At 56.2% G+C, this 26,200-nt stretch carries 22 protein-coding genes and 3 pseudogenes; 11 read left to right on the top strand and 14 right to left on the bottom strand.

Going from position 1 to position 26,200, the window contains the following annotated elements; all coding sequences use genetic code 11:
- Positions 1-52: 52 nt before the first annotated feature.
- A pseudogene (locus XM38_RS03315) lies at positions 53-286 on the bottom strand (DUF3368 domain-containing protein); the annotation flags it as partial.
- A complete protein-coding gene (locus tag XM38_RS26285) occupies positions 235-450 on the bottom strand; it encodes a UPF0175 family protein (protein ID WP_088429078.1) in 216 nt (71 codons plus the stop codon). The pseudogene XM38_RS03315 and the gene XM38_RS26285, both read right to left, overlap by 52 nt.
- A gap of 265 nt (positions 451-715) precedes the next feature.
- Between XM38_RS26285 and XM38_RS03305 the strand changes: the two genes are divergently transcribed.
- Positions 716-1,177 carry a hypothetical protein gene (locus XM38_RS03305; protein ID WP_080809018.1) on the top strand — a complete coding sequence of 154 codons (462 nt, stop codon included), beginning with the start codon at positions 716-718 and terminating at the stop codon, positions 1,175-1,177.
- A gap of 73 nt (positions 1,178-1,250) precedes the next feature.
- On the opposite strand, the gene XM38_RS27410 is transcribed toward XM38_RS03305, so the two are convergent.
- A complete protein-coding gene (locus XM38_RS27410) occupies positions 1,251-3,800 on the bottom strand; it encodes a CHAT domain-containing protein (protein WP_187329256.1) in 2,550 nt (849 codons plus the stop codon).
- 203 nt (positions 3,801-4,003) lie between these two features.
- Here XM38_RS27410 and XM38_RS03295 point away from each other — a divergent pair, with 203 nt between their 5' ends.
- From XM38_RS03295 to XM38_RS03280, 4 genes and pseudogenes are all read left to right on the top strand, one after another.
- Positions 4,004-4,348 carry a papain fold toxin domain-containing protein gene (locus tag XM38_RS03295; RefSeq protein ID WP_080809029.1) on the top strand — a complete coding sequence of 115 codons (345 nt, stop codon included), beginning with the start codon at positions 4,004-4,006 and terminating at the stop codon, positions 4,346-4,348.
- Positions 4,349-4,387: 39 nt separating this feature from the next.
- Positions 4,388-4,738 (top strand): hypothetical protein, encoded by a 351-nt coding sequence (locus tag XM38_RS03290; protein WP_080809032.1) that lies wholly within the window; start codon positions 4,388-4,390, stop codon positions 4,736-4,738.
- A gap of 343 nt (positions 4,739-5,081) precedes the next feature.
- Positions 5,082-5,291: pseudogene (locus tag XM38_RS03285) on the top strand (UPF0175 family protein); the annotation flags it as partial.
- Positions 5,292-5,376: 85 nt separating this feature from the next.
- A complete protein-coding gene (locus XM38_RS03280; RefSeq protein ID WP_088428755.1) occupies positions 5,377-6,135 on the top strand; it encodes a DUF4058 family protein in 759 nt (252 codons plus the stop codon).
- Positions 6,136-6,170: 35 nt separating this feature from the next.
- Here XM38_RS03280 and XM38_RS03275 read toward each other — a convergent pair whose 3' ends face one another.
- The 4 genes from XM38_RS03275 to XM38_RS03260 all read right to left on the bottom strand — a co-directional run bounded on the left by XM38_RS03275 (position 6,171) and on the right by XM38_RS03260 (position 9,075).
- Positions 6,171-6,620, bottom strand: a complete 450-nt coding sequence (locus tag XM38_RS03275) for a DUF29 family protein (RefSeq protein ID WP_088429072.1) — start codon at positions 6,618-6,620, stop codon at positions 6,171-6,173.
- Between the two features lie 221 nt (positions 6,621-6,841).
- Positions 6,842-7,453, bottom strand: a complete 612-nt coding sequence (locus XM38_RS03270) for a Uma2 family endonuclease (RefSeq protein ID WP_080809040.1) — start codon at positions 7,451-7,453, stop codon at positions 6,842-6,844.
- Positions 7,454-7,567: 114 nt separating this feature from the next.
- Positions 7,568-8,140: a DUF981 family protein gene (locus XM38_RS03265; RefSeq protein WP_080809043.1), complete on the bottom strand. Its 573-nt coding sequence runs from the start codon at positions 8,138-8,140 to the stop codon at positions 7,568-7,570.
- Between the two features lie 2 nt (positions 8,141-8,142).
- On the bottom strand, positions 8,143-9,075 hold the full coding sequence (locus XM38_RS03260; protein WP_080809046.1) for a putative bifunctional lysylphosphatidylglycerol flippase/synthetase: 933 nt from the start codon (positions 9,073-9,075) through the stop codon (positions 8,143-8,145).
- 295 nt (positions 9,076-9,370) lie between these two features.
- On the opposite strand from XM38_RS03260, the gene XM38_RS03255 reads away from it, so the two are divergent.
- The 3 genes from XM38_RS03255 to XM38_RS03245 all read left to right on the top strand — a co-directional run bounded on the left by XM38_RS03255 (position 9,371) and on the right by XM38_RS03245 (position 13,809).
- Complete coding sequence (locus XM38_RS03255; RefSeq protein ID WP_080809047.1) at positions 9,371-10,681, top strand: HhoA/HhoB/HtrA family serine endopeptidase; 1,311 nt, start codon at positions 9,371-9,373, stop codon at positions 10,679-10,681.
- Positions 10,682-10,857: 176 nt separating this feature from the next.
- On the top strand, positions 10,858-12,588 hold the full coding sequence (locus tag XM38_RS03250; protein WP_080809049.1) for an ABC-F family ATP-binding cassette domain-containing protein: 1,731 nt from the start codon (positions 10,858-10,860) through the stop codon (positions 12,586-12,588).
- Between the two features lie 393 nt (positions 12,589-12,981).
- Complete coding sequence (locus XM38_RS03245) at positions 12,982-13,809, top strand: TerC family protein (RefSeq protein WP_080809052.1); 828 nt, start codon at positions 12,982-12,984, stop codon at positions 13,807-13,809.
- 78 nt (positions 13,810-13,887) lie between these two features.
- Here XM38_RS03245 and XM38_RS03240 read toward each other — a convergent pair whose 3' ends face one another.
- From XM38_RS03240 to XM38_RS03230, 3 genes and pseudogenes are all read right to left on the bottom strand, one after another.
- Positions 13,888-14,844: an RNA polymerase sigma factor, RpoD/SigA family gene (locus tag XM38_RS03240; RefSeq protein ID WP_080809056.1), complete on the bottom strand. Its 957-nt coding sequence runs from the start codon at positions 14,842-14,844 to the stop codon at positions 13,888-13,890.
- Between the two features lie 765 nt (positions 14,845-15,609).
- Positions 15,610-17,817: a phosphoketolase family protein gene (locus XM38_RS03235; RefSeq protein ID WP_088429070.1), complete on the bottom strand. Its 2,208-nt coding sequence runs from the start codon at positions 17,815-17,817 to the stop codon at positions 15,610-15,612.
- 420 nt (positions 17,818-18,237) lie between these two features.
- A pseudogene (locus XM38_RS03230) lies at positions 18,238-19,145 on the bottom strand (alpha/beta fold hydrolase).
- A gap of 271 nt (positions 19,146-19,416) precedes the next feature.
- Here XM38_RS03230 and XM38_RS03225 point away from each other — a divergent pair.
- Together XM38_RS03225 and XM38_RS03220 are read left to right on the top strand one after the other, a co-directional pair.
- Positions 19,417-20,409: a potassium channel family protein gene (locus XM38_RS03225; protein ID WP_225889430.1), complete on the top strand. Its 993-nt coding sequence runs from the start codon at positions 19,417-19,419 to the stop codon at positions 20,407-20,409.
- Between the two features lie 159 nt (positions 20,410-20,568).
- Complete coding sequence (locus XM38_RS03220) at positions 20,569-21,306, top strand: DUF554 domain-containing protein (protein ID WP_080809059.1); 738 nt, start codon at positions 20,569-20,571, stop codon at positions 21,304-21,306.
- Positions 21,307-21,643: 337 nt separating this feature from the next.
- On the opposite strand, the gene XM38_RS03215 is transcribed toward XM38_RS03220, so the two are convergent.
- A complete protein-coding gene (locus XM38_RS03215; RefSeq protein WP_225889170.1) occupies positions 21,644-22,459 on the bottom strand; it encodes a M28 family peptidase in 816 nt (271 codons plus the stop codon).
- Between the two features lie 654 nt (positions 22,460-23,113).
- Complete coding sequence (locus XM38_RS27405; protein ID WP_137455000.1) at positions 23,114-23,341, bottom strand: hypothetical protein; 228 nt, start codon at positions 23,339-23,341, stop codon at positions 23,114-23,116.
- Between the two features lie 52 nt (positions 23,342-23,393).
- On the opposite strand from XM38_RS27405, the gene XM38_RS26745 reads away from it, so the two are divergent.
- The gene (locus tag XM38_RS26745; protein WP_202978813.1) at positions 23,394-23,933 is read left to right on the top strand and encodes a septal ring lytic transglycosylase RlpA family protein; all 540 of its coding nucleotides are present in this window, start codon (positions 23,394-23,396) and stop codon (positions 23,931-23,933) included.
- On the opposite strand, the gene XM38_RS03200 is transcribed toward XM38_RS26745, so the two are convergent.
- Positions 23,930-25,465, bottom strand: coding sequence for an anthranilate synthase component I family protein (locus XM38_RS03200; protein ID WP_088431500.1), 1,536 nt, complete (start codon positions 25,463-25,465; stop codon positions 23,930-23,932). The two genes, XM38_RS26745 and XM38_RS03200, sit on opposite strands and share 4 nt — an antisense overlap.
- Positions 25,466-25,629: 164 nt before the next feature.
- Positions 25,630-26,058, bottom strand: a complete 429-nt coding sequence (gene psaD / locus XM38_RS03195; RefSeq protein ID WP_088429064.1) for a photosystem I reaction center subunit II PsaD — start codon at positions 26,056-26,058, stop codon at positions 25,630-25,632.
- Between the last annotated feature and the right edge of the window lie 142 nt (positions 26,059-26,200).

The following is a 26,200-nucleotide window of genomic DNA, read 5'->3' as shown; positions in this document are numbered from 1 at the left end:
AGGGTGCTTTGGCCAACCAGGGCGAGTTGTAGGCTTTGACGGTTGGCGTCCTCTACTCGCCAACCAGCCGCAACGCCCGATTCATGACCGCATCCGACAGATACATCCCCGCTTGTCGCAACTGATTCAACACCGTTCGAGCCGACGCAATTTCGCCCCGCCGCTTGGCCACCAGCACCAAGCCCAGCGTTCCCCGCACCGGAATCTCCAGAGCTGCTGCACATCGCCGTGCCGCTAGATCATCAATAATCGCTTCACTTCCAGCATGGGTATAGACCCAGGCCAATTTCGATCCAGCCCGGCAACTTGGGCCGCCTTTTCTTGGGAGATTTGTCCTTTCTGATACCAGAAAATCGCAGCGGCCAGACGCAATTCAGCCGCAAATTCATCGGGTGAGGTCTTCAGCGCAGAGAAGACATCCTGGGGAACATCAAAGGTAATGGAGGTCATGAGTGGATGCCCAGAAGCAAGGTAATCCAGCAATTTCAGTGTAGCCTGGGAAAAATGAAGTGAGTGATTACCTTCAGGGGGGCGAGAGCGCACAGGGTAGCAGCGCTGAAGGTGAGCCGATGACGTTGCGATGGTCATTGGCGTAGCCGCCCCTAAGGGGCTAGACCGGCCTTTAGGGGCCCTCGCATCTCAACCAGTTCAGGTTGACCACAGCGATACTAGTGTTTCAGTCGCTAACTTTCTCAGCAGATAGAACAAGAGAGCCATGATGCGCCAGTGGCAAACCCTAGCGGGCACCATCGTTCAGGGATATAGAGTCGCTTCGGGACTGTCGCAGCAGAGTCCTTATCCAGGAGGGACATTGGCAATGCAGTGGCCCCATTTTTTGGCCCGGGGGGTTGATCTGCGGCCTTACTTTTTGGGGACGCTGAACGTTGCGATAGCACCTCATCAGGTCCGCATAGTGAAGCCGGAAATCACGCTAGAGCAGATGGCCTGGACGGATGCTCACGATCCTGAAACGTTCTCCTTTTCGCGCTGCCGTCTAACCTGGAACGGCAATACCTTCGACGGCTGGATCTACTATCCTCACCCGGAGACGAAGCCGATGCACGTTCAGCGGCCGGATCATCTGGAGGTTCTAATGCCGAAGATTGAGGGCATTGGATATGGCGATCGCGTGGAACTGTCGGTGTTGGCTGACGAAGTCCAGATCTTGCCTGGCTGAGCCACTGACTGAGCGGCGTCGTAGGCGTCGCCTGCCAAAGGCATAGTCAGCGTAATCTACGAGTGATTGTGGCCTATTCTAAAGGTCGCCAGTCCCCCGCCAGGATGAAGGCGGCCCAGTAGTAGGGCCGACTGTATTGTCCACCTGCGCGGATCATCTCCAGCTGCACCGCCCGCAGGGCTTCACTACGACCCATACCGGCCATTAACTTCTCGTAGTACCGCGCCATCAGACTCTGGGTGCCGGTATCGCTCACCTGCCACAGGCTCATCAACTGGGTCTCGGCCCCGGCGATGGCAAAGGCCCGCCGTAGACCATAGACCCCTTCGCCATTGGCAATGTCACCTAAGCCGGTATCGCAGGCAGAGAGGACGACCAGCTGGGTGCCAAACAGGTTGAGGTTAGCGGCTTCCAGAGCCGTAAAGACCCCGTCTTCGTCACCGCTGCTGCGGGCGTTGAATCCGGCCAGGGCCAGACCCGAGCGCAGCAGGGGATTTTCCACCGGGGCCGTTAAGCGGGGCAGTGCCCGCAGCCCGTCAGCCGCGGCCAGGCTAAGGCCACGACTCTCCTCGGCGACTGGAATGGGTTGATCTTCTAAGAAGAAGCCGTGGGTGGCGATGTGGAGAATGCGGGGAGCCTGCACGGTCTTGAGCACGTTTTCGGTGGCCTGGTCTTCGGTGAGGACGGTGGCGTTGGGGAGTAGGGGTTGGATGGCTCCGGCTTCGGCGGCGGTGCCGGGTAACGGTTCGACCTGAAGTTGGCTGAGATCGGTGGAGCGGCGGTTCGTCTCGACTCCGCTCGACGACCGCTCGACTCCGCTCGACGACCGCTCGCCCCGGCTCTCTAGCTCCTTCGGAGCAGCTTCGCCAACGACTCCGCTCGGGTAGCTTCCAGTTACCGAGTCGAGCCCCGAGCGGAGTCGAGGGGCGGCTTGCTCATAATCAGGATTGGCAAGAATGACAGCGGGCGCTGTGCTGGGATCTAGGACGTCGAATTTGAGCAGGTCACGACCGCTGTTGAGATAGCTGATTTGATACTGCTCCACCAGATAACGACCATCGTCCGTCTGCAGGGCCTCAAAGGGCAGGCGGTTGAGCTGGCTGTCGGGAGAGATCAGCAGATGCTCACGGCCCTCTAAATAGGGTGCAATCGGATCCAACACCAGGGCCTGCAGGGTGCTGGTCACCGTCTCAATCCGGTCGGGGTCAATCTCGGTGATGATGGTGGCGGGATCGCCCCGTAGGTCGGCGCGGGGGTCTTGAAGCAGGGTGGTGAAGGCTTGCACGGCAGTGTCAATGGCAGCGGCATCGCCCAGGTCGATGGCTTCAATGCGGCCATTGGGGAAGAGGAGGTAGGCCGCATAGCGAGGGTCACCCCAGCGGTTAGCTGGATTAGCTTTAGCATCAAAGGGGTGATAGCGGGCATATTCCACCAGCACCCCATCGGCTGGGATCTGGGCCTGTACTGCGGCAATCTCTACGGGTTCGGCTTCTACTCGAAATACAGCACTGCGACGAGCCAGGGTGGCAGATAGGTCACTGTCCTGCTGTTCCAGGGCAGCGAGTTGCGATCGGTACTCCTCCGGTGGCAGGTTTTCCGGGGGATTGAAGGTGAGGGCTGCCAGTTGCTGACGCACATCAATGAGGTTGTCTAGCAGGGTCTGGTCTTCAGGCGTGAGGTTCTGGCGCAGGCGTTGCAGACTGCTGCTGCCCGCCTCCAGCAGGCGACCCTTGCGCCGCAGCAACGTGGTCAGCCCCAGGGGTGGCGCCTCTGCCGATTGCAGCGACAGGGAAATAGCCGCATCCGTAGTGCCGAAGAGGGTGGCGGCGTAGTCCTGGCGTTGGGCCTCTGTCAGCGTCGTCAGGTTGATCTCCAGGTGCCACTCTTCGATGGCCAAGCCTGCCTGGAAGCTGCGCACCGCCTGAGTGGTTTCCCCCTGGGCATAATACAGTACTGCTAGGTTGTTAAGGCTAGCAGCCACCTTGGGATGGTGCTCCCCTAACTGCTGGTGAAGAATGGCTAGGGATTCTTGATAGAGGGGCTCGGCGTCGCCATAGCGCCCTTGGTCAACATATAGCCCTGCCAGGTTGTTGAGGCTGCTGGCGACATCGGGATGGCGCTCCCCTAACTGCTGGCGACGAATGGCGAGGGATTCTTGATATAGGGGTTCGGCTTCCCCATAGCGCCCCTGGGCAACATATAGCAATGCCAGGTTGTTGAGGCTTTGGGCCACAGCGGGATGGCGTTCTCCTAACTGCTGGCGCCGAATGGCTAGGGATTCTTGATAGAGGGGCTCGGCCTCGCCATAGCGCCCCTGGGCCTCATACAGCAATGCCAGGTTGTTGAGGCTGGCGGCCACATGGGGATGGCGCTCCCCTAACTGCTGGCGCCGAATGGCTAAGGCTTCTTCTGCCAGGGGAATGGCCTCTTGATACCGTCCCGCTTGGTAGAGTTCAATCACCTGCTGGTTAAGCGCTTCGGCTCGCTCTAGGGGGGCCGTGGCGTCTGGTTCGGGTTCTTGAGCGATGAGAGCGGCAGGTTCCGAAGCGGTTGCAGCTACAGGGAATTCTGCCCCCATGACGACCAGCAGCACTGCCAGCATTCCACTTGCCTGCGACCCCATGCCCATTTGTCTGCCTCCAGACATTTGCTGTCTCCTAAACTACCTATCTCTGAATCATGAGAACTTATTCAGTTTCAATACCCCAAAGACATCGAGGGTTGAGAGCGGCTAGGGCATTATAGGCTAGCTCTAGGAGCCTTGATTTGGATAGAACAGTTAACACCGAGATGCTCAGGCATGAGTAAGGGAGTCTGGATAACGGCATGACCAGGGATGAGGTGTTTGAGGAGGTTGCTAAGATTATCTCAGGCTATACCGTATTTCAGTGTGTTGACTGTGCCGCGGCGATCAAAGCTTGGTTGAAAGCAAACGGCATTCACGGTGTGCATTTGCAGATGACCGCGATCGGTCGGCTCAAATTTATTGTCAGTCAGCGCTGGCAAGCTGGTCTAGACTGTATCGCGCAATCGGGTGTACATCAAGGCATTGAGATCTATGGCAGGGTTTTTGACAATCTCTCATCAGAAGGATTGAAGAGAGCAGAATGGATGGCTGATTTTGATTGTGCGAGTGGGGAGTTTGAAGTGATAGAACTGGAAAAATTTTAAGCTTTTTAATGTGTTGATTTCTTGGCAAGGAGATTAATAATGGCGGGTTTATACAATCTAATTAGGAAAATACATCAACAGCCGGGTCTGTATGTTGGTACCCCTTCCATCAGCAATCTATACATGTTTTTATGTGGGTATGCATTCTCGCGACAGGAACAGGGACTTGAGATAACGGCTGAAGAAAAAGAGTTTGAAAAGTTTCAAACCTGGATTCAGCAGCGTTTCAAGATCAGTGCTACGGTCTCCTGGGCACAAATCATCTTGCTCCATGCTGCTGACGAACGGTCTGGATTTGAACTGTTTTTTGAGTTGTTTTCTGAGTTTCTGGCACAACATCAAGATTCAGAAAATCAGCAGTCAATTGGTCAGGATAGAGTAGTCGCATGACCGGGGATGGGTCGGACAATTTTCCGTGCCCGCACCGCGATAATAGAAGTGTCTGCAAAGGTGAATTGCACCATGACCACCCATCCCATTGTCCTCCACATTCCCGACAAAGTTCTGCTGGCCGAAAAGACGGTAGTTAGGTGAGATGATCTCAGACCACTACCGTCTCTCGAGGTAGCAGACTTACCGCGAAACCGAATCCCGTCATTCCGGGCAAGCGCAGCGCGACCCGGAATCCAGGCAGAGTATTCTGAGCCAAAGCCGAGGTTTGTTCCCTGGATTCCCGCCGCCGCGGGAATGACGGTAGTGGGTCTCTCGGGTAGTTAGGTGAGATTATCTCAGACTCCTACCCGAAAAGACCGACGCTGCAGGGTTTGCCCGCGAACTGCCCGTGCTGGCAGCGGTCAAACTGTACGAACTGGGGCGCTTGTCTTCTGGGCGGGCCGCAGAGTTAGCTGGGATGTCGCGGGTTGAATTTTTGCTCAGCCTGGAGCCATACCACGTCTGCCCCTTGAGTGCAGAACTCGAAGACCTGGAGCAGTCCCTTGCCTAAGGCCATTTCCAAGGCCCAGCCTACGGTACTGCAACGGGCTAAATGGGCAACAGTATCATAGACATACGAGATCGCCCTCCCCCTCATGCCCAATCCTTTCCCAGGAATGAATCCGTATCTGGAACAGCCTGATTACTGGTCAGACTTCCATAACCAGCTGGTGGCCGCGATCGCTCGGCGTCTTGTGCCTCAACTGCTGCCCAAATATCGAGTGGTCACCGATAAGTGGGTTTATACCGTTACCGACGCGCTTACCGTGGCGATGGGTCGACCTGACGTCAGCATTCAGCAACGACAGACTAATCCTACCCCAATTGCCACGACGCCCAAGGCAACAGGGCACCCCGTTAAAGTCAGAGTGCCAGTCCCGATGGAAATGCAGCAGTCTTACCTAGAAGTGAAAGATGCAGCCACCCAGATTGTTGTCACCGTGCTTGAGGTACTGTCGCCAGCTAATAAAAGAGGTGAGGGTCGCAGTAAATATATGGCCAAACGACAGCAGATTCTGGGTAGTCAAACGCACTTAGTTGAGATTGATTTGCTGCGGGCAGGGCAGCCGTTTTTGATGGAACCAGATGTGGCTCAAAGTCATTATCGCATCTTGGTCAGCCGAGCCCCACAGCGGCCGCTGGCAGATTTATACGCCTTCAACGTGTCTGATGTGATTCCGGCAGTTCCCCTGCCTCTGGGGCCAGAAGATGAAGATGTTTTATTGAATGTGCAATCTTTGTTGAGCGAACTCTACGAACAGCTCGGCTATGACTACTTTATTGATTATGAACAAGCACCACCGATGCCTTGGCTAGCCGCAGAGCTACAGCCCTATTTATCTAAAGAATCATAGCCTTGCATGCAAAAGCGATGATCGCCCTAGTCGAGTCATGAACCCGTGTTGCGATCGCCAGCCGCTTCCAAGACGAGAGCGATCGCCTGCTCGATGATGGCTTTCTGGTCAACCATCTGCCCCAACTCCGCTGCTTCATAGCGACCTTCAAATGCCTCCAATGCCGCCTGTCGCAACGCCGAACTGTAGGCATCTTCCAGAGTTTCCCGCAATTCTCCCAAGGTCAAATAGGTGCCCCCCGCTTTACGTCTTCGATTGGTTCGTTGAATTTGCTTAACGGCATTCAAAATCGACGTTTCCCAGGAACGAGTGGATTGTCCTTCCGCGGCTTGTTTGATGAGATGGATGAGCAGGATGATGCCAAAGCTAAAAATCTTGTTGAGCTTGTCATCTTTGCTCATCTCCGTCATTTCCTCGACCAGTTGCAAGGCATCAGCAACCCGATTCGCTAGTAATAATTCCCGTATTTCCAGCAACTCTTCCATAACCGCCTCAACTTGGCTGAGCCATCACTGCAATTCTATTCCTCAGGCTGGGCATCCCCTTTAATAAGGACATTTGGAAACTCGGCTGCAAGGCCAGTAAGATAGGCGTTTTAGAGCGTATGGTTCTGTTGGCTAGAAGCCAGTCTGAAGTAAGGTCGCAGGGGACTTTCCAAATATCCTCTAACCCAAGTTTTGCTGATGCCTGTGTCTGTATATCGATATCATGTCCAAATGCGTTGCAAGGTCAGGGTGAAGCCGGGCAACACCGATTCGCCCGATAACGTGTCAGGATTTTCCAAAATCTCCACTGCTTTACCGGGGCGATAGATTTCTACCCGTCGGGTTTGCGGGTCAATCAGCCAGCCCAACTGGGCACCGTTATCGATGTATTCTTGCATCTTTGCCTGAAGCGTTTTGAGGGCGTCTGTTTTTGAGCGCAGTTCCACCACAAAGTCTGGGCATAGCGGCACAAAGCCCTCTTGCTGCTCTGGGGTCAGAGCGTCCCACCGCTTCCGGCGTACCCAAGCAGCATCTGGAGAACGATTGGCCCCGTTGGGTAATGCAAATCCGGTAGAAGAATCAAAGGCTTCGCCCAGGGAATCATTGGCTTCAAACCAGATGCCCAACTGAGTGCTGATGCTCAGGTTGCGCTTACCAGATTTACCACCAGTGGGGGGATTCACAATCAATTCTCCGGTTGCCGTTCGCTCTAATTTCAGGTCACGGTTGGCCGCCGCAAGGGCCGCGAACTGCTCTGGCGTGACCTGTAGCGTCACGTCATCCGGAAGCTGAAGCAAAAGGGGCTGGAATTGCGGTGCCGTTTGTGCCGTCATGATGGATGCCATGCTGCCCAGTCACGGATCTATTTTAAGTTTTAAGTTTGTGCCGGAGATTGGGAGCAGAGTTAGCCGGGATGCACGGGCGGTTAAGGGAACACAGCCTATCAATCACCGCATCGGCAGGGGTTGCCAGTCACTGTAGCCTTGCATGTGGTTCCAGATGGCAAATAGATCCGTCCACAGCCAAATCAGGGCGGCGATGAGTAGAATGAGCGCGGCGATGAGTCGCAGGCCCTTATTGCCCTTGAGGGACAACATGGGAGCGGCGCAGACTCCGCCCAGGCCACTGAGAATAAAGCCCAGGCCGGAAACCACGGGTTTTAGGGTCAGGCCCAGATCGATGATGCGGATGCCATAGACGATGGCGGCCAAGCCAGCGAAGAATCCGTAGACGGCTAAGGTGAAAAGCTCCCAGCGCTGGGCGAGGGCGATGGAGGTACCGGCGAAGAGAATGCCGAATAGCACCGAGCATTCCCCGAAGGCCATGTTGAAGACCCCTGGTACTGGCCAGGTCCAAATCATGGGGAGCCCGGTGACTAATGCGATCGCACCGACCACTCCGAACCCAGGAATCCACAGGGTCTGCTGCTTACTGTCTAAGCCCCAGTAGACATAGGCCGCTAGCAAGACCAACCCGGCGGCCAGATTGGTCAGCATCAAGGTGATGTAGTTGATAAACATAGTTAGCCTCGTTCCATATCGCGATGTAACTCATAGCTCCCCAACAGTAGGCAGGCTGCCAATAGGGGCAGGCCATAGTAAATGGCCCGAAACGCCAACAGCGATGCCAGCAAGGCATCGGCTGGCAAGGGAGGCGATAGGATCAGCAGCAGCACCGTCTCGAACACCCCCAATCCCCCTGGCACATGGCTGAAGATCCCAGCCAGCTGCCCCAATACATAGACTCCCACAAAGCCATGCAAAGTCAGAGGCAAGGGCGGCAACAATATGTACAGAATAGCTGCCTCTGTGACCCAGTCCAGAGAGGTGACGGCAACTTGGACTAGAGCCAGCTTCATCGGTACATGGGGCAGTCGCCAGCGACCGATCTGCAAGGCCTTCTGGCTCAGAGCATTCCAGCCTAAGTACCCCAAGATAATGGCTAGACAGACGCTGCCCAAGACCTGTAAGGATTGAAACGGTAAGTTCAAAGCGGCAGGCAGCGACAAGGAAGCGGTCAAAAAGACAACCCCACATAGGGTAAGCACTCCCACCCAGAAGCTGAGATTACAAAAGATAATGATGCGGGCAATGGTTAAAGGCGACAGCCCCCAAGCGAGATAGAAACGATAGCGAATGGCACTGCTGCTCAAGAGAGTAAACCCAATGCTGTTGCTGAGGCCATAACTGGTAATGGCCACCAGTGCCGTTTGGCTATAGCGCAGCGGCCGTTTGACAAATCGCACCGCCAGCGTATCGTAGCTGGTGAGCACACCGTAGTTGAGCACGACTAAGACCGCTGCCACCAGCGCCGATTCCGTCGGAATCGTCAGTAAGCTTTGCCAAATTTGCTGGGGCGGATACTGCTGGAACTCCTGAGTTAATCGCCAGGCTGCTAAGCTAAACAAGCTAACAGCCAAGGCAACCGAAGCAATCTGTAGGAATCGCTGTTGCATAGGGGGCAGGCAGTAGAAAGGGCATGGGGTAAAACTCTAAGTAGGGATCGCAAAGTAGGGAACGCAGCTTCACAGCCTTGTGACAACCTCGCCATGGTCGTGTCATAGAGTCTCGTTAGGGTAGATGGTAAAGAGCTCTAACGGTCTCGGCAAAGATCCTGCCACGATCCGCCTAGGCTCCAGTTCGCACTGACCTCGGACATCAGGCGGCCGTAGCGTTTCCTCAACAGTAGGAGATTCGCCATCGAGCTCTGGTATCGATTGCAGCTACATTACTTGCGCAAAGGTTACTCCCATGGTCAACTCACCTCAGAATCACGCCCGTCACAATGACGCCAACTCTGCCTCGACTGGGCAGGCAGGTCCCGTTGCCAAGGTCCCCTTCCATCGCCAGGGGCGGCGCTGGCTCACCCCCGTAGCCCTAGTGCTCTTAGGGGCGGGGATTGCCACCGCTGGTACGACGGTGCTGCGCTCCTCCCAACCCTCTGAGCCCACCGCCACTGGAAACACCGTTGACAATGCCAGTGCTCAGGTGCCGGATGCAACCATCGATGCCCAATCTAGAGCCATCGCACCGGGAAATCCTGACTTTGTCGCTGCCATCGTGAACCAGGTAGGACCAGCCGTGGTCCGCATTGATGCCTCCCGCACGGTCACCACCCAAGTGCCGGAGATCTTCAAAGATCCCATGTTTCGCCGCTTCTTCGGCGACCAAATTCCCATGCCGGCCCCAGAGCGACGGCAACAGGGGCTGGGGTCTGGCTTTATCACCCAGGCCGATGGTCAGATCATCACCAATGCCCATGTGGTCGAGGGGGCCGACACGGTACAGGTCACCCTCAAGGACGGTCGCACCTTTGAAGGGGAAGTCTTGGGCACAGATCCAGTCACGGATGTGGCAGTGATTGACATTGATGCTCAAGATCTCCCCACCGTTACCCTCAGCGATTCTGAGCAGATTCAACCCGGCCAGTGGGCCATTGCCATTGGCAATCCCCTCGGTCTCGATAACACCGTGACGGCAGGTATTATCAGCGCCACCGGGCGTACCAGTAGCGATGTGGGGGTGCCTGATAAACGGGTGGCCTTCATCCAGACTGATACTGCCATCAATCCCGGCAATTCTGGCGGTCCCCTGCTTAATAGCCAGGGGCAGGTGATTGGCATGAACACCGCCATCATTCAGGGGGCCCAGGGCATTGGCTTCGCCATTCCCATCAATACGGTGCAGGATATTGCCCAGCAACTGGCCACCGATGGTAGAGCCGAGCATCCCTTCCTGGGCATTCAAATGGTCACCCTCACCCCCCAGGTGAAACAGCGGATTAATACTGCCCCTGGCAGTGATATCACCATTCCCGAGGATGAGACCGGCGTCTTGATCGTCGAAGTCCTATCGGGGTCTCCGGCGGATGAAGCTGGCCTGCAACCGGGAGATGTGATTAAGGCGATTAACGGTAACGCCATCGAAGATGGCACCGATGTGCAGCAACAGGTGGACCAAAGCCAAATTGGGGAGTCGCTGCCCATAGACGTGCGTCGGGAGGGACGCGATCGCACCATCACCGTACGCCCGGGTCCCCTTCCGGTTCAATCCGACAACTAGCCCTGGCCCTGCAGCGCTGGCGACTCGGCAGAGCTCCTCTATGGCCGAACCAGGGCCTCTTGTGGTGACCCGATTGTGGTTGCCCCCCTGGAACTTATCGTTAACTTTGTTAAAGTGGCGGTGATGGCTAGTCGGTGGTTGGGTCGATTGGTCCGTTGAACCCTTGGAGTGTCTCTATGCTGCGTCTGGAAAACATCGGTAAAATCTATCCCACGGGTGAGGTGTTGAAAGACGTAACCTGGGAAATCAAACCCGGCGACCGCATCGGCCTGGTCGGGGTGAATGGGGCCGGTAAATCCACCCAGCTCAAGATCATTGCCGGCGAAGAAGAGCCCACCAGCGGCACCGTGGTGCGGCCTGCCGATCTGCGCATTGCCTACCTGACTCAAGAGTTTGAGGTAGATCCATCCCGCACCGTCCGGGATGAATTTTGGACCGTCTTCAGCGAAGCCAATGCGGTTCAGCATGCCATTCACCACACCATTCCCGCCCAGATGGAAACGGCTGACCCCGATGAGTTAGAGCGGCTGATCCACGAATTAGATCAGCAGCAGCGCCACTTCGAAGCTCTAGGTGGCTATGGCCTAGAAGCCCGCATCGAAAAAATTCTGCCCGAGATGGGTTTTACCGTCGAAGCTGCTGACCGCTACGTCAGCGAGTTCAGTGGCGGCTGGCAGATGCGCATGAGTTTGGGCAAAATTTTGCTACAGAATCCCGATCTGCTGCTCCTAGACGAGCCCACCAACCACCTCGATCTAGAGACGATTGAGTGGCTGGAGAATTATCTCAAGGGACTCACCACCCCCATGGTCCTCATCTCCCACGACCGGGAGTTCCTCGACCGCCTCTGCACCCAGATTGTGGAGACAGAGCGGGGCATATCGACCACCTACCTGGGTAACTACAGCGCTTACTTGGCTCAAAAAGCTGAGCAGCAGGCGGCTCAACTCAGTGCCTACGAGCGCCAACAGAAGGAAATTGCCGAACAGCAGGCCTTCATCGAGCGCTTCCGAGCCAGTGCTACCCGCAGCACCCAGGCCAAGAGCCGGGAAAAGCAACTGGAGAAATTGGAGCGGGTCGAGGCGCCCACGGCTAAACTCAAGTCCTTAAAATTCCAGTTTCCCCCGGCCCCTCGCAGCGGTCGCGACGTCGTTATCATCAAGGACCTCACCCATGCCTATGGTGACCAGATTCTATTTCTAGAGGCCAATCTGTTGATCGAGCGGGGCGATCGCATCGCCTTCCTAGGGCCGAATGGGTCGGGCAAGTCTACCCTGTTGCGGCTGATGATGGGGTTAGAGCGTCCCAGTGAGGGCCGAGTCTCCCTGGGGCAGCACAATGTCATCCCCGGCTATTTCGAGCAGAACCAGGCTGAAGCCCTAGACCTCAATAAAACCGTCCTCGATACCCTGCACAACGAAGTCCCTGACTGGACCAACGAAGAAGTGCGGCGTTTACTGGGGCAGTTTCTGTTTAGTGGTGATGTGGTATTTAAGCCGGTGCGCACCCTCAGTGGCGGTGAAAAGGCGCGTCTGGCTTTGGCCAAAATGCTATTGCAACCGGCCAATTTACTCATCTTAGATGAGCCCACCAACCACTTAGACATTCCCGCTAAAGAGATGCTAGAAGCTGCCCTGCAGCATTACGACGGCACCGCTTTGATGGTCTCCCACGACCGCTACTTCATCTCTCAGGTGGCCAACAAGATTGTCGAGATTCGCGATGGCCAGTTGCGCCTCTACCGCGGAGATTACCACTACTATTTAGAAAAATTAGCCGAGGAAGACGCCCAGGTCCGCCAAGCGGCCCTGGATGCAGAGCAAGCGGCTAAGGCTGCTGCCAAGCGCCAGAAAGCCAAAGAAAAACAGAAAGCGAAGGCAGCCGCCCGCAAGGCCGCCAAATCTTAGGGATGGGGATGGTGGCTAGTGCTCTGGCCCAGCTGACTGGCGGTGGCGATCACGACGATGACAAGGGGCCATCTGGCTTAGAGGTGATTGGCAAAACGCCGAAATAGCCGTCAGGGCAAGGTTTTCGGCATCACTGTAAACGCTCAAGCAAGATCGCTAACGTCTTGACAACGCTTACCTGGCAGGCTTTTTAAGATGTTCTTGGCATATTAGCGCTTAGAGTCGTTCAGTCGACTCAGAGCGTCGATGGCAATTGGGGATCTTCGTTAGCATGAAACAGAGTTCCCTGGCCCAGACTCCAGGGAGTATTCTAGAACCATGCTGTGGCTACCCCGAAATGGGGCTAGATCCCAGCTTCTCAGCCCATCTTCCCTGTTAAAGGACACTGCTTGCATGCTGGATCGCTTGCTAGAGTTTTCATCCAACCTGGGGGTCGATACCCTATTACTGTTGCCGGTACTGGTGGCATTGGAAGCAGTGTTGTCAGCCGATAATGCGATCGCATTGGCGGCCATTGCCCAGGGCTTGAGTTCCGAAACCCAACAACGACGAGCCCTGAACTTAGGGTTGGTGGTCGCCTTTGGCCTACGCATGGCCTTGATTCTCACTGCCAGTTGGGTGCTCCATTTCTGGCAATTTGAAGTGGCTGGGGCCCTTTATTTACTCTGGTTGGTGTATCAGCACTTCACCGGCGACGAAGATGCCGCCCACCATCACCATGGCCCTCGCTTTGCCAATCTCTGGCAAGCGATTCCAGTCATTGCCTTCACCGATCTAGCCTTTTCCCTAGACAGCGTCACCACCGCCATTGCCCTCTCCCGGGAAGTCTGGATTATCATGCTGGGGGGCGCCATCGGCATCATTACCCTGCGGTTCCTGGCCGGGCTCTTCATTCGTTGGCTGGATGAATATGAATATCTAGAAGATGCTGGATTCATCACCGTGGCTTTCGTGGGCCTGCGACTGCTGCTGCGGGTGATCAATCCAGAGTGGGTGCCTCCGGAGTGGGTTATGGTATCCCTGATTGTGGCATTATTCGCCTGGGGCTTCTCGAAGCGCACCAGTTGTGTGCTGCCGTCCTTAACCGATGAAGCCGTCAGGGAAACCGCCGCTTGGGAGTCAGATCCCACCGCCCCTGCGCCTGTCCTGAACGAGTCTACCGATAGTCTGGAGCCCTCTGAGCGACAAACATCGGAGCCGGAATTGACCAGATGGCGTTAACCCAATTGGTGGGGACACGGCATATTGTACCCCCACCAGCGGGGGCAATTACTTAAGCAATCACTCGAGTCTCGACGATCAACTGGCCAAATATTCGCGAATGTCGGCCTGGCGTTTGCGCAGCTTGTTTAAGGCTTCCCGTTCAATCTGACGCACCCGCTCTCGACTAATGCTCAGTAGGGTACCAATCTTAGCCAGGGTCATCATCTTGCCGTCGTTGAGGCCAAATCGTAGGGCAATCACCTGCCGCTGCTGGGGGGTCAAGTCTTCCATCAGCCGTTCTAGATCATGGCGTAGGGATGCCTGGGTGGTGAAGTCTTCTGGGGAGGGACCGGTGTCTTCCAGGAGATCGCCCAACTCCGTGTCTTGGTTATCCCCCACCCGCAGATCTAACGATAGGGGTTGGCGCGACTTTTCCAGATAGTCTCGGACTTGCTTCGGGGTTAAATCGAGCTCGTCAGCCAACTCGTTGATGGTGGCTGTACGGCCGTATTGCTGGGCTAGCTGGCGCTGCACCTTCTTCAACTTGTTCAGCTTTTCGGTGATGTGAATCGGTAGTCTGATGGTGCGACTCTTTTCTGCGATCGCACGGGTAATGGCCTGGCGAATCCACCAGTAGGCATAGGTAGAAAAGCGATATCCCTTAGTCGGATCAAACTTTTCGACCCCCCGCTGCATGCCAATGGTGCCTTCTTGGATCAAATCCAGCAGATCCACATTACGCTTGATATACTTCTTGGCCACCGAGACCACTAAACGCAGATTAGCCTCCACCATCTTGCGTTTAGCTACTTGCCCCTCGGCCACCACCTGCTGTAAGTCTTTCGTAGCCATATCGGCCGATTGAGCCCATTCGGTCAGAGTGGGTTCACGGTCCAGCTGCTCAGCTAGGGTTTGGCGCTGATGCTCTAGGGCATTGAGTTGCTGGACCTGCTTACCATATAGAATCTCCTGTTCATGGGTGAGCAGGGGCACCCGACCTATCTCCTTGAGATAGGTGCGGACTAAGTCAGGGGAGTTTTGAGCCGTTTTCATAGCCAGCCAGTCTTGCCTAAGGTGCGAACAGTGTTAGATCGATCCAGGTGCCCCATACATCGAGTTGGGACACGCCTTGAGCGGTAGATAACAACGGACTGCAGGGCAGACTTATTAGCCAGTGACCACATGATTACTGCAATCGATCACCTGACTTAAGCACCCTGACAACCAACAATTTCCGGAGAGAGTACTTAGGGTACTCACAGATGTCTCTTTCAATGGGTTTGTGTAAATAATTGTAACATCTCTCATAGTGGTTTTAAGGAAAGAGGTCCCCAGCTTCCCGTTATGCGCTTCCTGGAAGAGATTGTTGTATTGAGCTTAGGATAAGGCTTTAGGGCGCTTGGGAATGCATCGATCACGACAAAATCCTCAGAGGCCATCTAGAAAAAGTAACATTGTGTAAATATTATTCAGATGAAGTTAGTCGCTACGGCCCTCGACTGATCCGCGCTAGTAGGCCGCCGCCACTGACCGGTGTCCCCTCAGGAGCCCCAGCGACGCCATAGCCCGATACCCGATTTTAGAACGCTTGTTCTATCCTGTCTAGATAGTCTCTTGGCCGTTGGCTCCTATGGCGCTGGCCAGTCAGCTTAGGACATGGTTGATCGTCCAATAGCCCAGTGCTAGGGGGCTGACTGGCTCGCCACCGCAAAAGCATGGTGGCGGTGGCTATAGCACTGCCATGACGCTGGAAACCCCCTCTGCCACTGTCAGCAGAAGGGGCTACTTGCGGGAGATTGGCCCATGCTCTGATAGCGTCTAGCCCAGCAAGGCTAGGGCGCGCTTGACAAAGGCTTCAGCAGTTAAGCCATTGAGGGCCATCAGTTGGGTCGGTGTTGCTGTGGTTTCTCCCCGCCTCCAGGCAAACACATCCCGCGACAGTCGACTGCGTAACATCACCGGCTCTAGCATGGCGCTAGTGCCGCCAGTGATCCCAATCAGGGCATCGCCACTAAAGAGCTTCTCAAACTCAGCGTCTTCTAGGAAGCCGCCATCTGCCTCAGCGCAGGTTTCCCAAGCGGTATCGCTAGGACGGTAGAGTCGGCGGGGGCTGACAATGGCGACAATGCGTGAACCAACTCCCCGAGCCGCTAGCTGTTCAGCTGCTTCATAGACTGGGATCAGGGGCATATCACCGATGACAGCAAACACAATGGTCGATTGACCAGGGGTTGTCTGCAGTTCCACTGCCCCTCGCTGCAACGCCTGGCGGGTCTGCTCAAAGGTAGTCCGAATCGGTAGAGCTGATTTACTGGCGGTAATGGTAATCCCCTGGTTACGAGTAGCCAAGGCCCACTCGTAGCAGACCTGAATACTGTTGGCATCAATCGGAAATAGGGGAAACACGTTGCCGTTGCGCATCATGCCAGCAAAATAATTCTCAATTTCTGGCCGTTGATGGGTCCAACCATTGCGCCCCTGCTCTAAGGCCCCGGCGGTAAACAGGGTAATGGTAGAAGGGGTGGGCCGCCGCAGTTCGGCCATGGCCTGGGTCACCGTCTGCCAAATGGGCAATCCGTTAACAGCAAAGGATTCATAGGAGCACCAAAGGCTGCGGCCGCCCAGCAAGGCTTGGGCAGCAGCTAGCCCGGCGCAAGCGTCTTCGCTCAGGGGTTCGTATACTTGCCCATGCGGTCCCTGATAATATCCTTGATCTGGGGTGGGGTGGCGAATAGTCAACGCCTGGTTGATATTGTTGATGCCAGAAGCAGCGTTGCCATCGGCATTGGTGACCACGAAATCAGCATCTTGTTGCCCCACGGCTCCTGCCAAGGTCCCCATGGCGGTAGTAGCCACCTGCTTATCAGCATTGACGGGAAATTCCTGCAAGGGCACCTCGGAAATGGAGGGTAAAGGGCGTACCGATTCAGTCACGGCAGTTTGAGCCGCACTTCCGCCCATGGCGCGCTCGAAGTTAGTCCGCACCAATTGCCAGGCCTCTGGAGGTAGGGCCAGTTCGGTCAAGGCCTTGAGGATATAGTCTCGATCCACGGTATCGCCAGGATAGAGATTGTGGGCCTTGGCCCCCCGCTTGTGCACGCCAGCACCTTTGAGTTGCTTGATAATCAGCACCGTTAGGGTTCCACCCAGAGCCGCACCAGCTGCCTTATCGGTGGCCTCTAATACGGCCTGAGCAAAGGCCAATCGCTGCTGGAATGAAAATAGGGTGCTATCGACATAGGCCTCGGGCTGGTTGGCGTCGTCGTAATCTTTGGCATCCACTAGGATGACATTCTGGAAGCCGTTGCCCCGCCAGTAAGCCACCATTTCTTGGTTCGATTGGGTAGACACCATGCTGTGGTGTTCTTGGGAATAGCCATTCCATACCAGAATGGGCAGAAAGTTGGTGATCTGAGGATAGGCCGTGTGGAAATGGCCAAAACTACTCATGACATAGGGTTCTCCCAATCCACCATCGCCGATGGTGACGGGAAATAGAGTGCCGGGATACAACTTGGCCGCCGCCATGGCAAAGTGTTGCCCCTGCCCTAGGGGACCAGCGGGATTTAGCAACCCAGGGATCTGACCGGAGAGATGGCCCAAGAGGCCGTGGGTTTCCCGGAAGCGATCGCATAGTTGCTGCACTGTCTCAATTCCCATGGCCTCTAGGGAGCGATCCAGAAACATGGTGCTGTAGAAGCCAGGGGCATGGTGCCCCACCTCAGTGATCAGGTTCTTGTAGCCCAACATGACTAAAGCAGCAATGCCATCGGCAATGCTGGCAAAGCCACCAGGATGACCAGACGCTTTGCTGGCAGTAACTTGCAGCGTCAAATACCGCAAAGCATCTGCAGCCAGCAGTGTTTGATAGACGGCAGCCTCATCAGTAGGCGACGGAATAGCCCTCTGTCCTGCTGCGATGACCGGGGATTGACCATAGCGGTCGAAGTCGCCGGGGGGCTTACCAAAGTGTAGGATTCCCTCACAAAAGGCTGGGATTGTCGATGGAGTGGTTACAGCCGTCATAGATCAGATACCTGGTTGCATCAATACTCTGTCAATCATCACAGCAGGAACCGCTAGGATTCACTGAACCGTTGTGCCAGCAAGCTCCCCTATGCCAGTGAGATCAATCATGATCAATCCTACACATCCTTGCTGGACCAGGCAGGTACCGCTCTGGTCCAACAGTGGCTGAGCCCAAGCCCCTAAGGCTCCCCCTGAAACAGGCTAATGGTCAGCATTCGAGGGAATGGACTACCTGCTGATGATCAGCCTAAAAGCCGACGATCCCTCCGGCTGCACCCGTTGTTACAGCATTAAAGTTTTCCAAGTCTGCTATAGGCTATTGTAAATAGTTTTCCCCTTGAGGTTAGGGTTTTGCCAATGCAACAGGGGCGAGGCTGGGAGTATGGAGACCTGAAAACTTGCCCACTCCCCGCTTCCCTACGCCATCACTTCCGCGCTCTCCAACTGCCGCAACCACTTGATGATAAGAGGATTCACCACGTCTGGGCGTTCGTCGTGGGGACAGTGACCGGTCTCTGGAATGGAATGAAATGTGACGGTGGGGGGATCTGCCGATTCACTGAGTTGACGATAGATGTCAGCCCCTTGGATGGGGGTCCAGGGATCTTTTTCGCCCCACAGCACTAACAGGGGTTGCTGGATAGTTGATAGCAATTCTGAGGGTTTGGGACCAGCTGGAGCCGTCAAAACGGAGGTAAATACCTGTTGAGCGCCCGGGTCACAGGCTGGTCGATAAATCAGATCTACCAGGTCGTCGGTTACGGCGGCGTGGCTGCAGTACACTTGCTTGAGAGAATTACGAATTCGGCGTTTTTGACGCACCTGGTTAAACACTAACGGGCCGAGCCAGGGAGAACTGACCAATCGGGTAAAGGTGCCCATCACTAGCCTCAAGGCGAGGTTGAGCTCATCAGGGCGATGGTTTAGTCCCCCAGCACAATTCAGTAATACGCCGGCGCGGGCCGACTCAGGATAGTGAGCCAGCAGCATCAGCGTTAGTAGGCCACCGATGGAGTTGCCGACAAAGATGGTCGGTTGTGCGATTAACGTGTGGCAAAAATCGTGCAGTTGCTGTTCCCACAGCTCTAGGGCATAGGCTAGAGGCGGTTTATCGCTATCGCCAAAGCCCAATAGATCCACAGCAAATACTCGATACCCGCGGGCGGCTAGGGCGGAAATACTCTGGCGCCAGTGGCCGCTGAAGCCCCGAACCCCATCACTAGCAGTAGTGGGGGCCTTCCCTTGCACGGCGTAATGAGTTTGGTGCCCCGCCAGGTCCACGTGTATTTTTCCAAATGGTCAGTAGAGGCAAGTTGGGCAGTCATGGCAGCTCAATAATGTGATGTTTCTTTACATTCTATCTATCAAGAGGGCTGAGTTGGGTTGATGCTTCCCGACGATGGCTGCTGCCCGATGTGCCAGCAGCAAGCTGATCGGGCTTAGCCCTACCGCAGGATCGGCCTTCCCCTCTTACAATTGAAAAGTTTTGTCTTAGACCCTATCCGCAATGTCCCTGGGCTCCCAGCGCTTGGCTATGGCCAGACCCTGATGAATCGAAATTATCGCCGCATCCGGCGAAATTAGTCCGGCGGTGCGATCGCATTGGGGGGAGTCGCCCTAACTGGGATTCTCTGGTACCGATTCATCGAAGGTTGGTCTTGGCTAGATGCTACCTACATGGCTGTAATTACCCTGGCCACCGTTGGATTTGCCGAGATTCAGCCCTTGGGCCCCCGGGGCCGCCTGTTCACCACTATCTTCATCTTGATGGGCGTTATCGTGATTGCGTACATCGTCAACGTCTTTACTGAAGCCCTGGCCCAGGGATACCTACGAGCCAGCTTTCAATTTCGGCAACAGCGCAAACTCATGAATTCTCTTAGCCAGCATTACATCCTCTGTGGCTTTGGTCGCACCGGTCGCCAAGTTGCCGCCGAGTTTTCTGCCGAGGGCATCGCCTTCATCGTTGTTGACAGTGACGAGGCATCCATCGAAGATGCCCAACACCTGGGGTATCTAGCTGTCCTCGGGGATGCCACCCAAGATCAGGTGCTGCTCAACGTCGGCATTGGGCGAGCCGCATGCCTAGTGGCCGCCCTACCCTCCGATGCTGAAAACCTCTACACGGTGTTGTCGGCCAAGACCTTGGCCCCAGAGATTCGGACCATTGCCCGAGCCAGCACCGAGGAAGCGGTGCAGAAGCTGCAGCGAGGGGGAGCCGATGTAGTGGTGTCACCCTATATTACTGGTGGCAAACGCATGGCCGCCGCTGCCCTGCGTCCCCAGGTGGTTGACTTCCTCGATGGCATTCTCACCGGTGCCGACCGCACCGTCTATGTCGAAGAATTCTTGCTCTCTCCCGACAACTGTCCCTGGATTGGCCAAACGCTGGGGCAGGCCGAGTTGCGATCGCGCTCGGGAGCCTTGATTTTAGCCATTCGCCGCCAGGAAGGCTCCTTAATTACTGGTCCCACCGCTCAAACCGACCTGCGTCCGGGGGATCTGGTCATCGGCATGGGCACCAGTGCCGAACTGCGTCGCCTCAGCCAGCTGCTCAGCCCCCTCCATCGTCCCGATCCGCGGCCCTGACTAGCGAGCGGCGGAGTAGCTGAGTAGGTGGAGAGTGGGAGAGTGGGTCGGCAGGAGGGGGTCAGAGGCAACCATGATCATTATGCTCGGGGAACACTCTTAACGTGCCCATCGCTGGCTCAGGAGCATCATCAGAGATCACGACTTTTCCGCAGGCCCATGTTGAGTCTTTGGAGTAAAACCAGTGGCACTTGGATTAACGTGCTGACCGTGTTGTTGGGCAGTGGCTTGGGCTTGCTGCTGCGACATCGCCTACCCGCTGCCATGCAGCAGGTGATTATTCAGGCGGTGGGACTGCTGACCCTCTATCTGGGCATTACCATGGCCAGCGACTTCCAGGGGCTGCAGGCCGGTCCTCTGGATGGGGTGATTCTGGGACTGCTGGCCCTGGTGATCGGCGGAATCTTGGGGGAATGGTGGCAGTTGGAGTCTCGACTCACGGGCTTAGGGGAGGGATTAAAACGGCAATTACGGGGCGGAGGACGGTTCACGGAAGGCTTCGTGGCGGCCAGTCTGCTATTCTGCGTCGGCCCAATGACGTTGCTGGGCAGCTTCCAGAATGGTCTCGCCGGTGATCCCACCCTCTTGACCCTGAAGGCCACCATGGACGGCCTGGCTGCCATTGCCCTGACCGCTGGCTATGGTATGGGGGTGGCCTGTTCGGCCCTGACGGTGTTGCTGGTGCAAGGACTGCTGTCGCTGCTGGCTGGGATCGGGGCCACGGCCCTGCCTGATCCAACCCAAGATCCGCAGGTGTTGCTGGTGACCGGCATTGGTGGGCTGATGATTTTGGGCCTGGGCCTGAATCTGTTGGAGATCACCCGCATCCGGGTGGCGTCATTTCTACCGGCGTTGGTGGTGGGGCCGTTGTTATTTGCGGTCGCAACGCGGCTATAGCGTTCTGAGTGCCGGATCGGTGGCTCTAGATCTTGATAAGACTACGCTTAATTTGGATAGCTCGGGGTGCTCACCCGAGGGGATTTCGTTCCCCTCGGACTCCGACGACCAGGGCAGCTTGTGGTGAGCGGAGTCGAACCACCGCCCTGGACCTGCGGAAGGGCTGGTCAATTGGTCGTTCCAGATCGCGTCGCATCGGCGGGGTAGCCAGTTTTCTGCATTGGGGCGCGGCAACCGCGCCCCTACCCTGTCCCCTTTTCCATCCTCCGTCCTCCGTTTTCCTTTTCCCACCACCCCATTACCCTCCCCTCCACTCGCCTCCCCGCTTCTGCCTTCACTACAGCTCTGCTAAGCCTGCCATCAAACCGCGACAGACCCGGGTGAGAAATTCCAGATCGAGGGTGTCTAGGCGATCGCTGGGTTGGTGGTAATGGGGATTGCGCAGATTGGCCGTATCGGTGACCAGGATTGCACTGTAGCCTTGGTCCCAGAAGGCAGCGTGGTCGCTGCGGCGAGTATCGGGGATGCCTTGGCCGCGGCCCCAGACCGGCAGCCATTCACAGGGGACTCCGGCCCGTTGCAGGTGACGGTGCAGGTGCATTAAGGTCGGCAGGGTACTGAGGTTGCCAATTAGGCCGATAAAGTCGCCGCGGTTGGGATAGAAGTATTGCAGCCCGGGGGGATAGCGCTGGGAGCCGGAGGTGCGATCGCAATAGCCCAGCATCTCCAGGGAGATCATCAGCCGCAACGGAGTGCCCTGCTGCTTCAACTGGGCCGCATAGGCATGGCTTCCCTGCAGGCCCATTTCCTCTAGATCGAAGGCCACCAATCGTAGTGGTGATTGCGGCGGATAACGGGCAAAGTAACGGGCCAATTCTAGCAGCACCGCCACCCCCGTCCCATTATCGTCGGCTCCAGGGGACCCCGGTACCGTATCGAAATGGGCTCCGACTATCAGTAAACCTCGCTCGGGGTACTGCCCCGGCAAGTCAATGCTCCAATTACAAAATTGGCGGCCATAGGCCTCAAACGGATGCATCCGCAGCGGAGCCAATGCTCCCAAGGTCTCTCGAATGTATTGCTGACCGTAGAAATGGCCCGCCGAGGCGAGAAATGGGTTGCGATCGCGTATCACCTGCTCTAGATGAGCCAATAGCGAGGCCGTCAGCCCCTGGCTAGACGACCTATCTCTGTCAAAGTTCCCTGACACCGATCCCAAACTTAACCCGAGTAGCTATACTAGATTACTCTCTGTGTCTGCAGCGGAGAATACAAAAGTCTGCCTTTCAGACAAGCATCTTTGGTGAACTTCCCCATAATGATGGATTTCTTAGGACTTGTCTGGGTTGCCTCTCTACTCGGTGGAGACATGCCAACGGTTGCAGTGTCTTCCCTGTTCAATGATAATCCAGAGGCCGACCCTAAATTACCTATTGTGCGACGAGGTGTGGCCGCTCGGGAAGCCCCCTCGGCCATTTTCCCTGACCCCCAGCGTCAGCTACAGCTCCTATACGCCTCACAGTCCAGTCTATTGGCCGCCACTACGGTGGCGCCTGATCGAGCCTTATCAGCTAGCCTGCCGACGGACGTCCTGATGCAGTTACCCCCCCGCTATCCCACGGCAGTGGTCAGTGCAATGGGCTGGATGCCAACCGCTTGGCTCTCTGGCAAGAGCCTCGATGAAGCCGGCGACGACCAGACTACGCCGTTCCAGAAGACCTCCGCCACGACGAGTGATTCCCTGGCTGAGATCGTGAGCCAACTACCTTCACTATCGCCTGATCTGGTTGAGTGGGAGACCTGGAAATCAGTTGCTAAAGTGCAGGTCACGAGTCAGATGGGCGTCTATTCTCACCCCGAAGTCGACGAGTTGCCGCCCATGAACTGCCTCCCCTTGCCTGCCAAGACCTCGCCGGTGGCGGCCTCGGCCATCTTGGACCAGGGACAACAATTCCAGATACGGGTCGATGGTCATGTGGTTGGTGAGGTCAGGCAACGGCGCACTGCCGAGCACATTGCCGAAAAAATACGACAACTATTACAGGCCTCTGACTGGCACCCCGACGACATCAAACCGCTGATCGGCCATGCCTATGCTGCCGGACGCGTCAACCACGACATTCTGTTCGTGGCCGATGCCTCCATGGCCATGGAGAGCAATGAGTCCTATGCTAATATTGCTATTCGCTGGGTCAACAACCTGCGGGTCGTCCTTGGGGGGGAAGCCCTGGATGTGGCTGACATTTCAGATGGGAGTCGAAGGGTTAACCGAAACCCACCAGACCTTTCAAGGCACAGCCTCTTGGTATGGCCCTGCCTTCCATGGCAGACAAACGGCAACAGGAGAAATTTTCAACCAACATGCCCTCACAGCGGCCCATCCCTCCTTGCCCTTTGGCACCCAATTGAAAGTGCGAAACTTGCTGAACGACCGCACAGTGGTCATCCGCATCAATGATCGGGGACCCTATATAGGCGATCGCTCCCTAGATCTGTCTAAGGCAGCGGCCCAGTGCCTCGGTAGTGAAAGTACCGGTGTCATTCCCTATGAAGCCACGGTCTTGATGCCACTGGGCGATCAGCCAGATGGCTCCGACTCTTTGCTGGTCGGTTTTCAGGCTCCCTAGTCCCGTAGACACCGAATAGCTTCTAACATGCCCCGAGCCTTGTTGAGGGTTTCCTGATACTCGGCGACGGGCACCGAGTCGGCTACCAAGCCAGCCCCTGCCTGGACGCTGACCTGGTGCTGACCCGGTGCCCGCTGCTGCACCACCATGGTGCGGATGGCGATGGCGGTATTGAGTTGGCCCTCAAAGTCGTAGTAGCCGTAGACCCCAGAGTAAGGACCCCGGCGGCAGGGCTCTAAGTCGTGGATAATCTGCATGGCCCGAATTTTGGGGGCACCACTGACGGTGCCTGCCGGGAAGCAGGCTTTGAGCAGGTCCCAGGCTCCCCGGGTTGATTTCAGCTGCCCGACCACGTTGCTGACAATGTGCATGACATGGGAGTAGCGCTCGATCACCATCAATTCATCGACGTGGACGCTGCCACTGCGGCATACGCGGCCCAGATCATTACGGCCTAGGTCCACCAACATGACATGCTCGGCAACTTCCTTGGGATCTGCTAAGAGGTCTTGCTCGAAGGCCTGGTCTTCTTCTGGGGTTTTCCCCCGCGGTCGCGTTCCTGCAATCGGCCGCAGAGTAGCCACCATGGTGCCATCCTCTGTCTCACTGTGAGTGGCACGCACCATTACCTCAGGGCTGGAGCCAATGATTTGCCAGTCGGCGAAGTGGAAGTAGGCCATGTAAGGGGAGGGATTAATCAGCCGCAGCGAGCGGTAGAGATCGAAGGGCTCGCCGGCATAGTCGGTGGAGAGTCGCTGGGATAGCACCACCTGAAAGATATCGCCGGCCCGAATGTGTTGCTTGGCCCGCTCGACACTGGCACAAAATTCGTCTTGGCTGCGATTGCTGGTGTACTGCAAGGGAGCTGCATGGGGGGGCTTGCCGGGGGGAGACCAGGCCAACAGTGTATTGCGTTCTGCCAAGGGCAGCGTCAGCTTTTTCACGAGCTGGGTGACGCGATCGCAGACTTGGCCATAGGCCGTCTCTAGATCATCTGCGTGTCGCAGATCGGCATAGGCGATGGCCCAGATTTTCCGCTTCACTTGGTCGAAAATCAGGAGATTATCCACCTGCATCCAGACCCCATCGGGCAGGTCGTCATCGTCGCCCTCGTAAATGGGGACCGTCGGCTCGATCCAGCGGATCAGCTCATAGCCCCAGAATCCAAAGAGGCCGCCAATGCCAGGCGGCAGTTCCGGCAGCTGGACAGGGTGATAGGGAGCCAAACAATCGGCCAGCACATCGAAGGGGTTGCCTGTGTATACCTGCACTGAGCCGTCGCGATGGGTTTGGGTGGTGCGATGGCCGCGGGCCTCTAAAATCCAGAGGGGGTCGCACCCTAGCAGGCTATAACGGCCCAAGGTTTCGCCCCCTTCGATCGATTCCAGCAGAAAGCTATAGGGTTGGCCGGCACAGACCTTATACCAGGCCGATACTGGTGTGTCTAAATCGGCTACCCACTCTTGGTAGACGGGGACGAAATTCCCCCGCTCGGCTAAGCTGGCAAATTGGTCAAAGCCTGGAAAAATCATGCCTTTCATTGTATGGGAGAACAGTTGCGATCGCAGGGGTTCCCCGGCTCAGACACCACCCTCGCCCCTAGATACATGGCACAGCAAAAGAGGCACAGCTAAGCCATGCCCCTTTCATTATTTGCCCTGAGTCCTAGTCCTAGAAGGTCAGCCAGCTGCCCCAACTACACTTCGTAGGGAGCCTTACCGCTGAACTTAACCGTGGCTGGATCAGGATTAGCGCCAATGTTCCGGTCAATCTTACCGTTGTATTCGCGGCCTTCGTTCACCTTCTCAGGGAAGACCCCATCGGCGGGATGGACATATTGGGTCTCACCGTTGGGATAGATGCGATAGATTTTGTAGTCTTCAATCTTGGGCTTAAATTTGGAGCGCAGTTGGGTCCCCAACGCCAGGCATTGCTCTTTGCGGGCCAGATAGAGCAAATTCTCGCCTTCATGCATGATGGCGGCTCCACCGGTCGGCATTTCAAATACCTGCTGCTTCGTGCTAGTCCAGGTAATCGCATATTTTTCTTCAACGGCAGCTCTAGTCAGGAGACCACCAGTACTGCCACCAAACACGGGAGTTTTGCCAGTCAGAGTTTCTGCCATGGATGCTTATCTCTCAACCTTTTGTTGGGAATCCTATCACCGCGATCTGGCTGATTTATCGAATTTGTGAGGAAGTGTAACAGTTCTTCAGAAGAGGGTGTGTGGGGCAGGGGAGCAAGGGGGGAGCATGTTCGGCACTGAC

The sequence above is a fragment of the Halomicronema hongdechloris C2206 genome (assembly GCF_002075285.3).
Classification (GTDB): Bacteria; Cyanobacteriota; Cyanobacteriia; order Phormidesmidales; family Phormidesmidaceae; genus Halomicronema_B; species Halomicronema_B hongdechloris.
Note: the sequence above shows the minus strand (reverse complement) of the source record. Positions and strands in the feature narration are given on the sequence as shown.

What these genes read in the sequence shown, in the direction of transcription:
- XM38_RS26285 (WP_088429078.1), bottom strand. Translation starts at nt 450, where the DNA reads ATGACCTCCATTACCTTTGATGTTCCCCAGGATGTCTTCTCTGCGCTG.
- XM38_RS03305 (WP_080809018.1), top strand. Translation starts at nt 716, where the DNA reads ATGATGCGCCAGTGGCAAACCCTAGCGGGCACCATCGTTCAGGGATAT.
- XM38_RS27410 (WP_187329256.1), bottom strand. Translation starts at nt 3,800, where the DNA reads ATGGGGTCGCAGGCAAGTGGAATGCTGGCAGTGCTGCTGGTCGTCATG.
- XM38_RS03295 (WP_080809029.1), top strand. Translation starts at nt 4,004, where the DNA reads ATGACCAGGGATGAGGTGTTTGAGGAGGTTGCTAAGATTATCTCAGGC.
- XM38_RS03290 (WP_080809032.1), top strand. Translation starts at nt 4,388, where the DNA reads ATGGCGGGTTTATACAATCTAATTAGGAAAATACATCAACAGCCGGGT.
- XM38_RS03280 (WP_088428755.1), top strand. Translation starts at nt 5,377, where the DNA reads ATGCCCAATCCTTTCCCAGGAATGAATCCGTATCTGGAACAGCCTGAT.
- XM38_RS03275 (WP_088429072.1), bottom strand. Translation starts at nt 6,620, where the DNA reads ATGGAAGAGTTGCTGGAAATACGGGAATTATTACTAGCGAATCGGGTT.
- XM38_RS03270 (WP_080809040.1), bottom strand. Translation starts at nt 7,453, where the DNA reads ATGACGGCACAAACGGCACCGCAATTCCAGCCCCTTTTGCTTCAGCTT.
- XM38_RS03265 (WP_080809043.1), bottom strand. Translation starts at nt 8,140, where the DNA reads ATGTTTATCAACTACATCACCTTGATGCTGACCAATCTGGCCGCCGGG.
- XM38_RS03260 (WP_080809046.1), bottom strand. Translation starts at nt 9,075, where the DNA reads ATGCAACAGCGATTCCTACAGATTGCTTCGGTTGCCTTGGCTGTTAGC.
- XM38_RS03255 (WP_080809047.1), top strand. Translation starts at nt 9,371, where the DNA reads ATGGTCAACTCACCTCAGAATCACGCCCGTCACAATGACGCCAACTCT.
- XM38_RS03250 (WP_080809049.1), top strand. Translation starts at nt 10,858, where the DNA reads ATGCTGCGTCTGGAAAACATCGGTAAAATCTATCCCACGGGTGAGGTG.
- XM38_RS03245 (WP_080809052.1), top strand. Translation starts at nt 12,982, where the DNA reads ATGCTGGATCGCTTGCTAGAGTTTTCATCCAACCTGGGGGTCGATACC.
- XM38_RS03240 (WP_080809056.1), bottom strand. Translation starts at nt 14,844, where the DNA reads ATGAAAACGGCTCAAAACTCCCCTGACTTAGTCCGCACCTATCTCAAG.
- XM38_RS03235 (WP_088429070.1), bottom strand. Translation starts at nt 17,817, where the DNA reads ATGACGGCTGTAACCACTCCATCGACAATCCCAGCCTTTTGTGAGGGA.
- XM38_RS03220 (WP_080809059.1), top strand. Translation starts at nt 20,569, where the DNA reads ATGTTGAGTCTTTGGAGTAAAACCAGTGGCACTTGGATTAACGTGCTG.
- XM38_RS26745 (WP_202978813.1), top strand. Translation starts at nt 23,394, where the DNA reads ATGCCTATGCTGCCGGACGCGTCAACCACGACATTCTGTTCGTGGCCG.
- XM38_RS03200 (WP_088431500.1), bottom strand. Translation starts at nt 25,465, where the DNA reads ATGATTTTTCCAGGCTTTGACCAATTTGCCAGCTTAGCCGAGCGGGGG.
- psaD (WP_088429064.1), bottom strand. Translation starts at nt 26,058, where the DNA reads ATGGCAGAAACTCTGACTGGCAAAACTCCCGTGTTTGGTGGCAGTACT.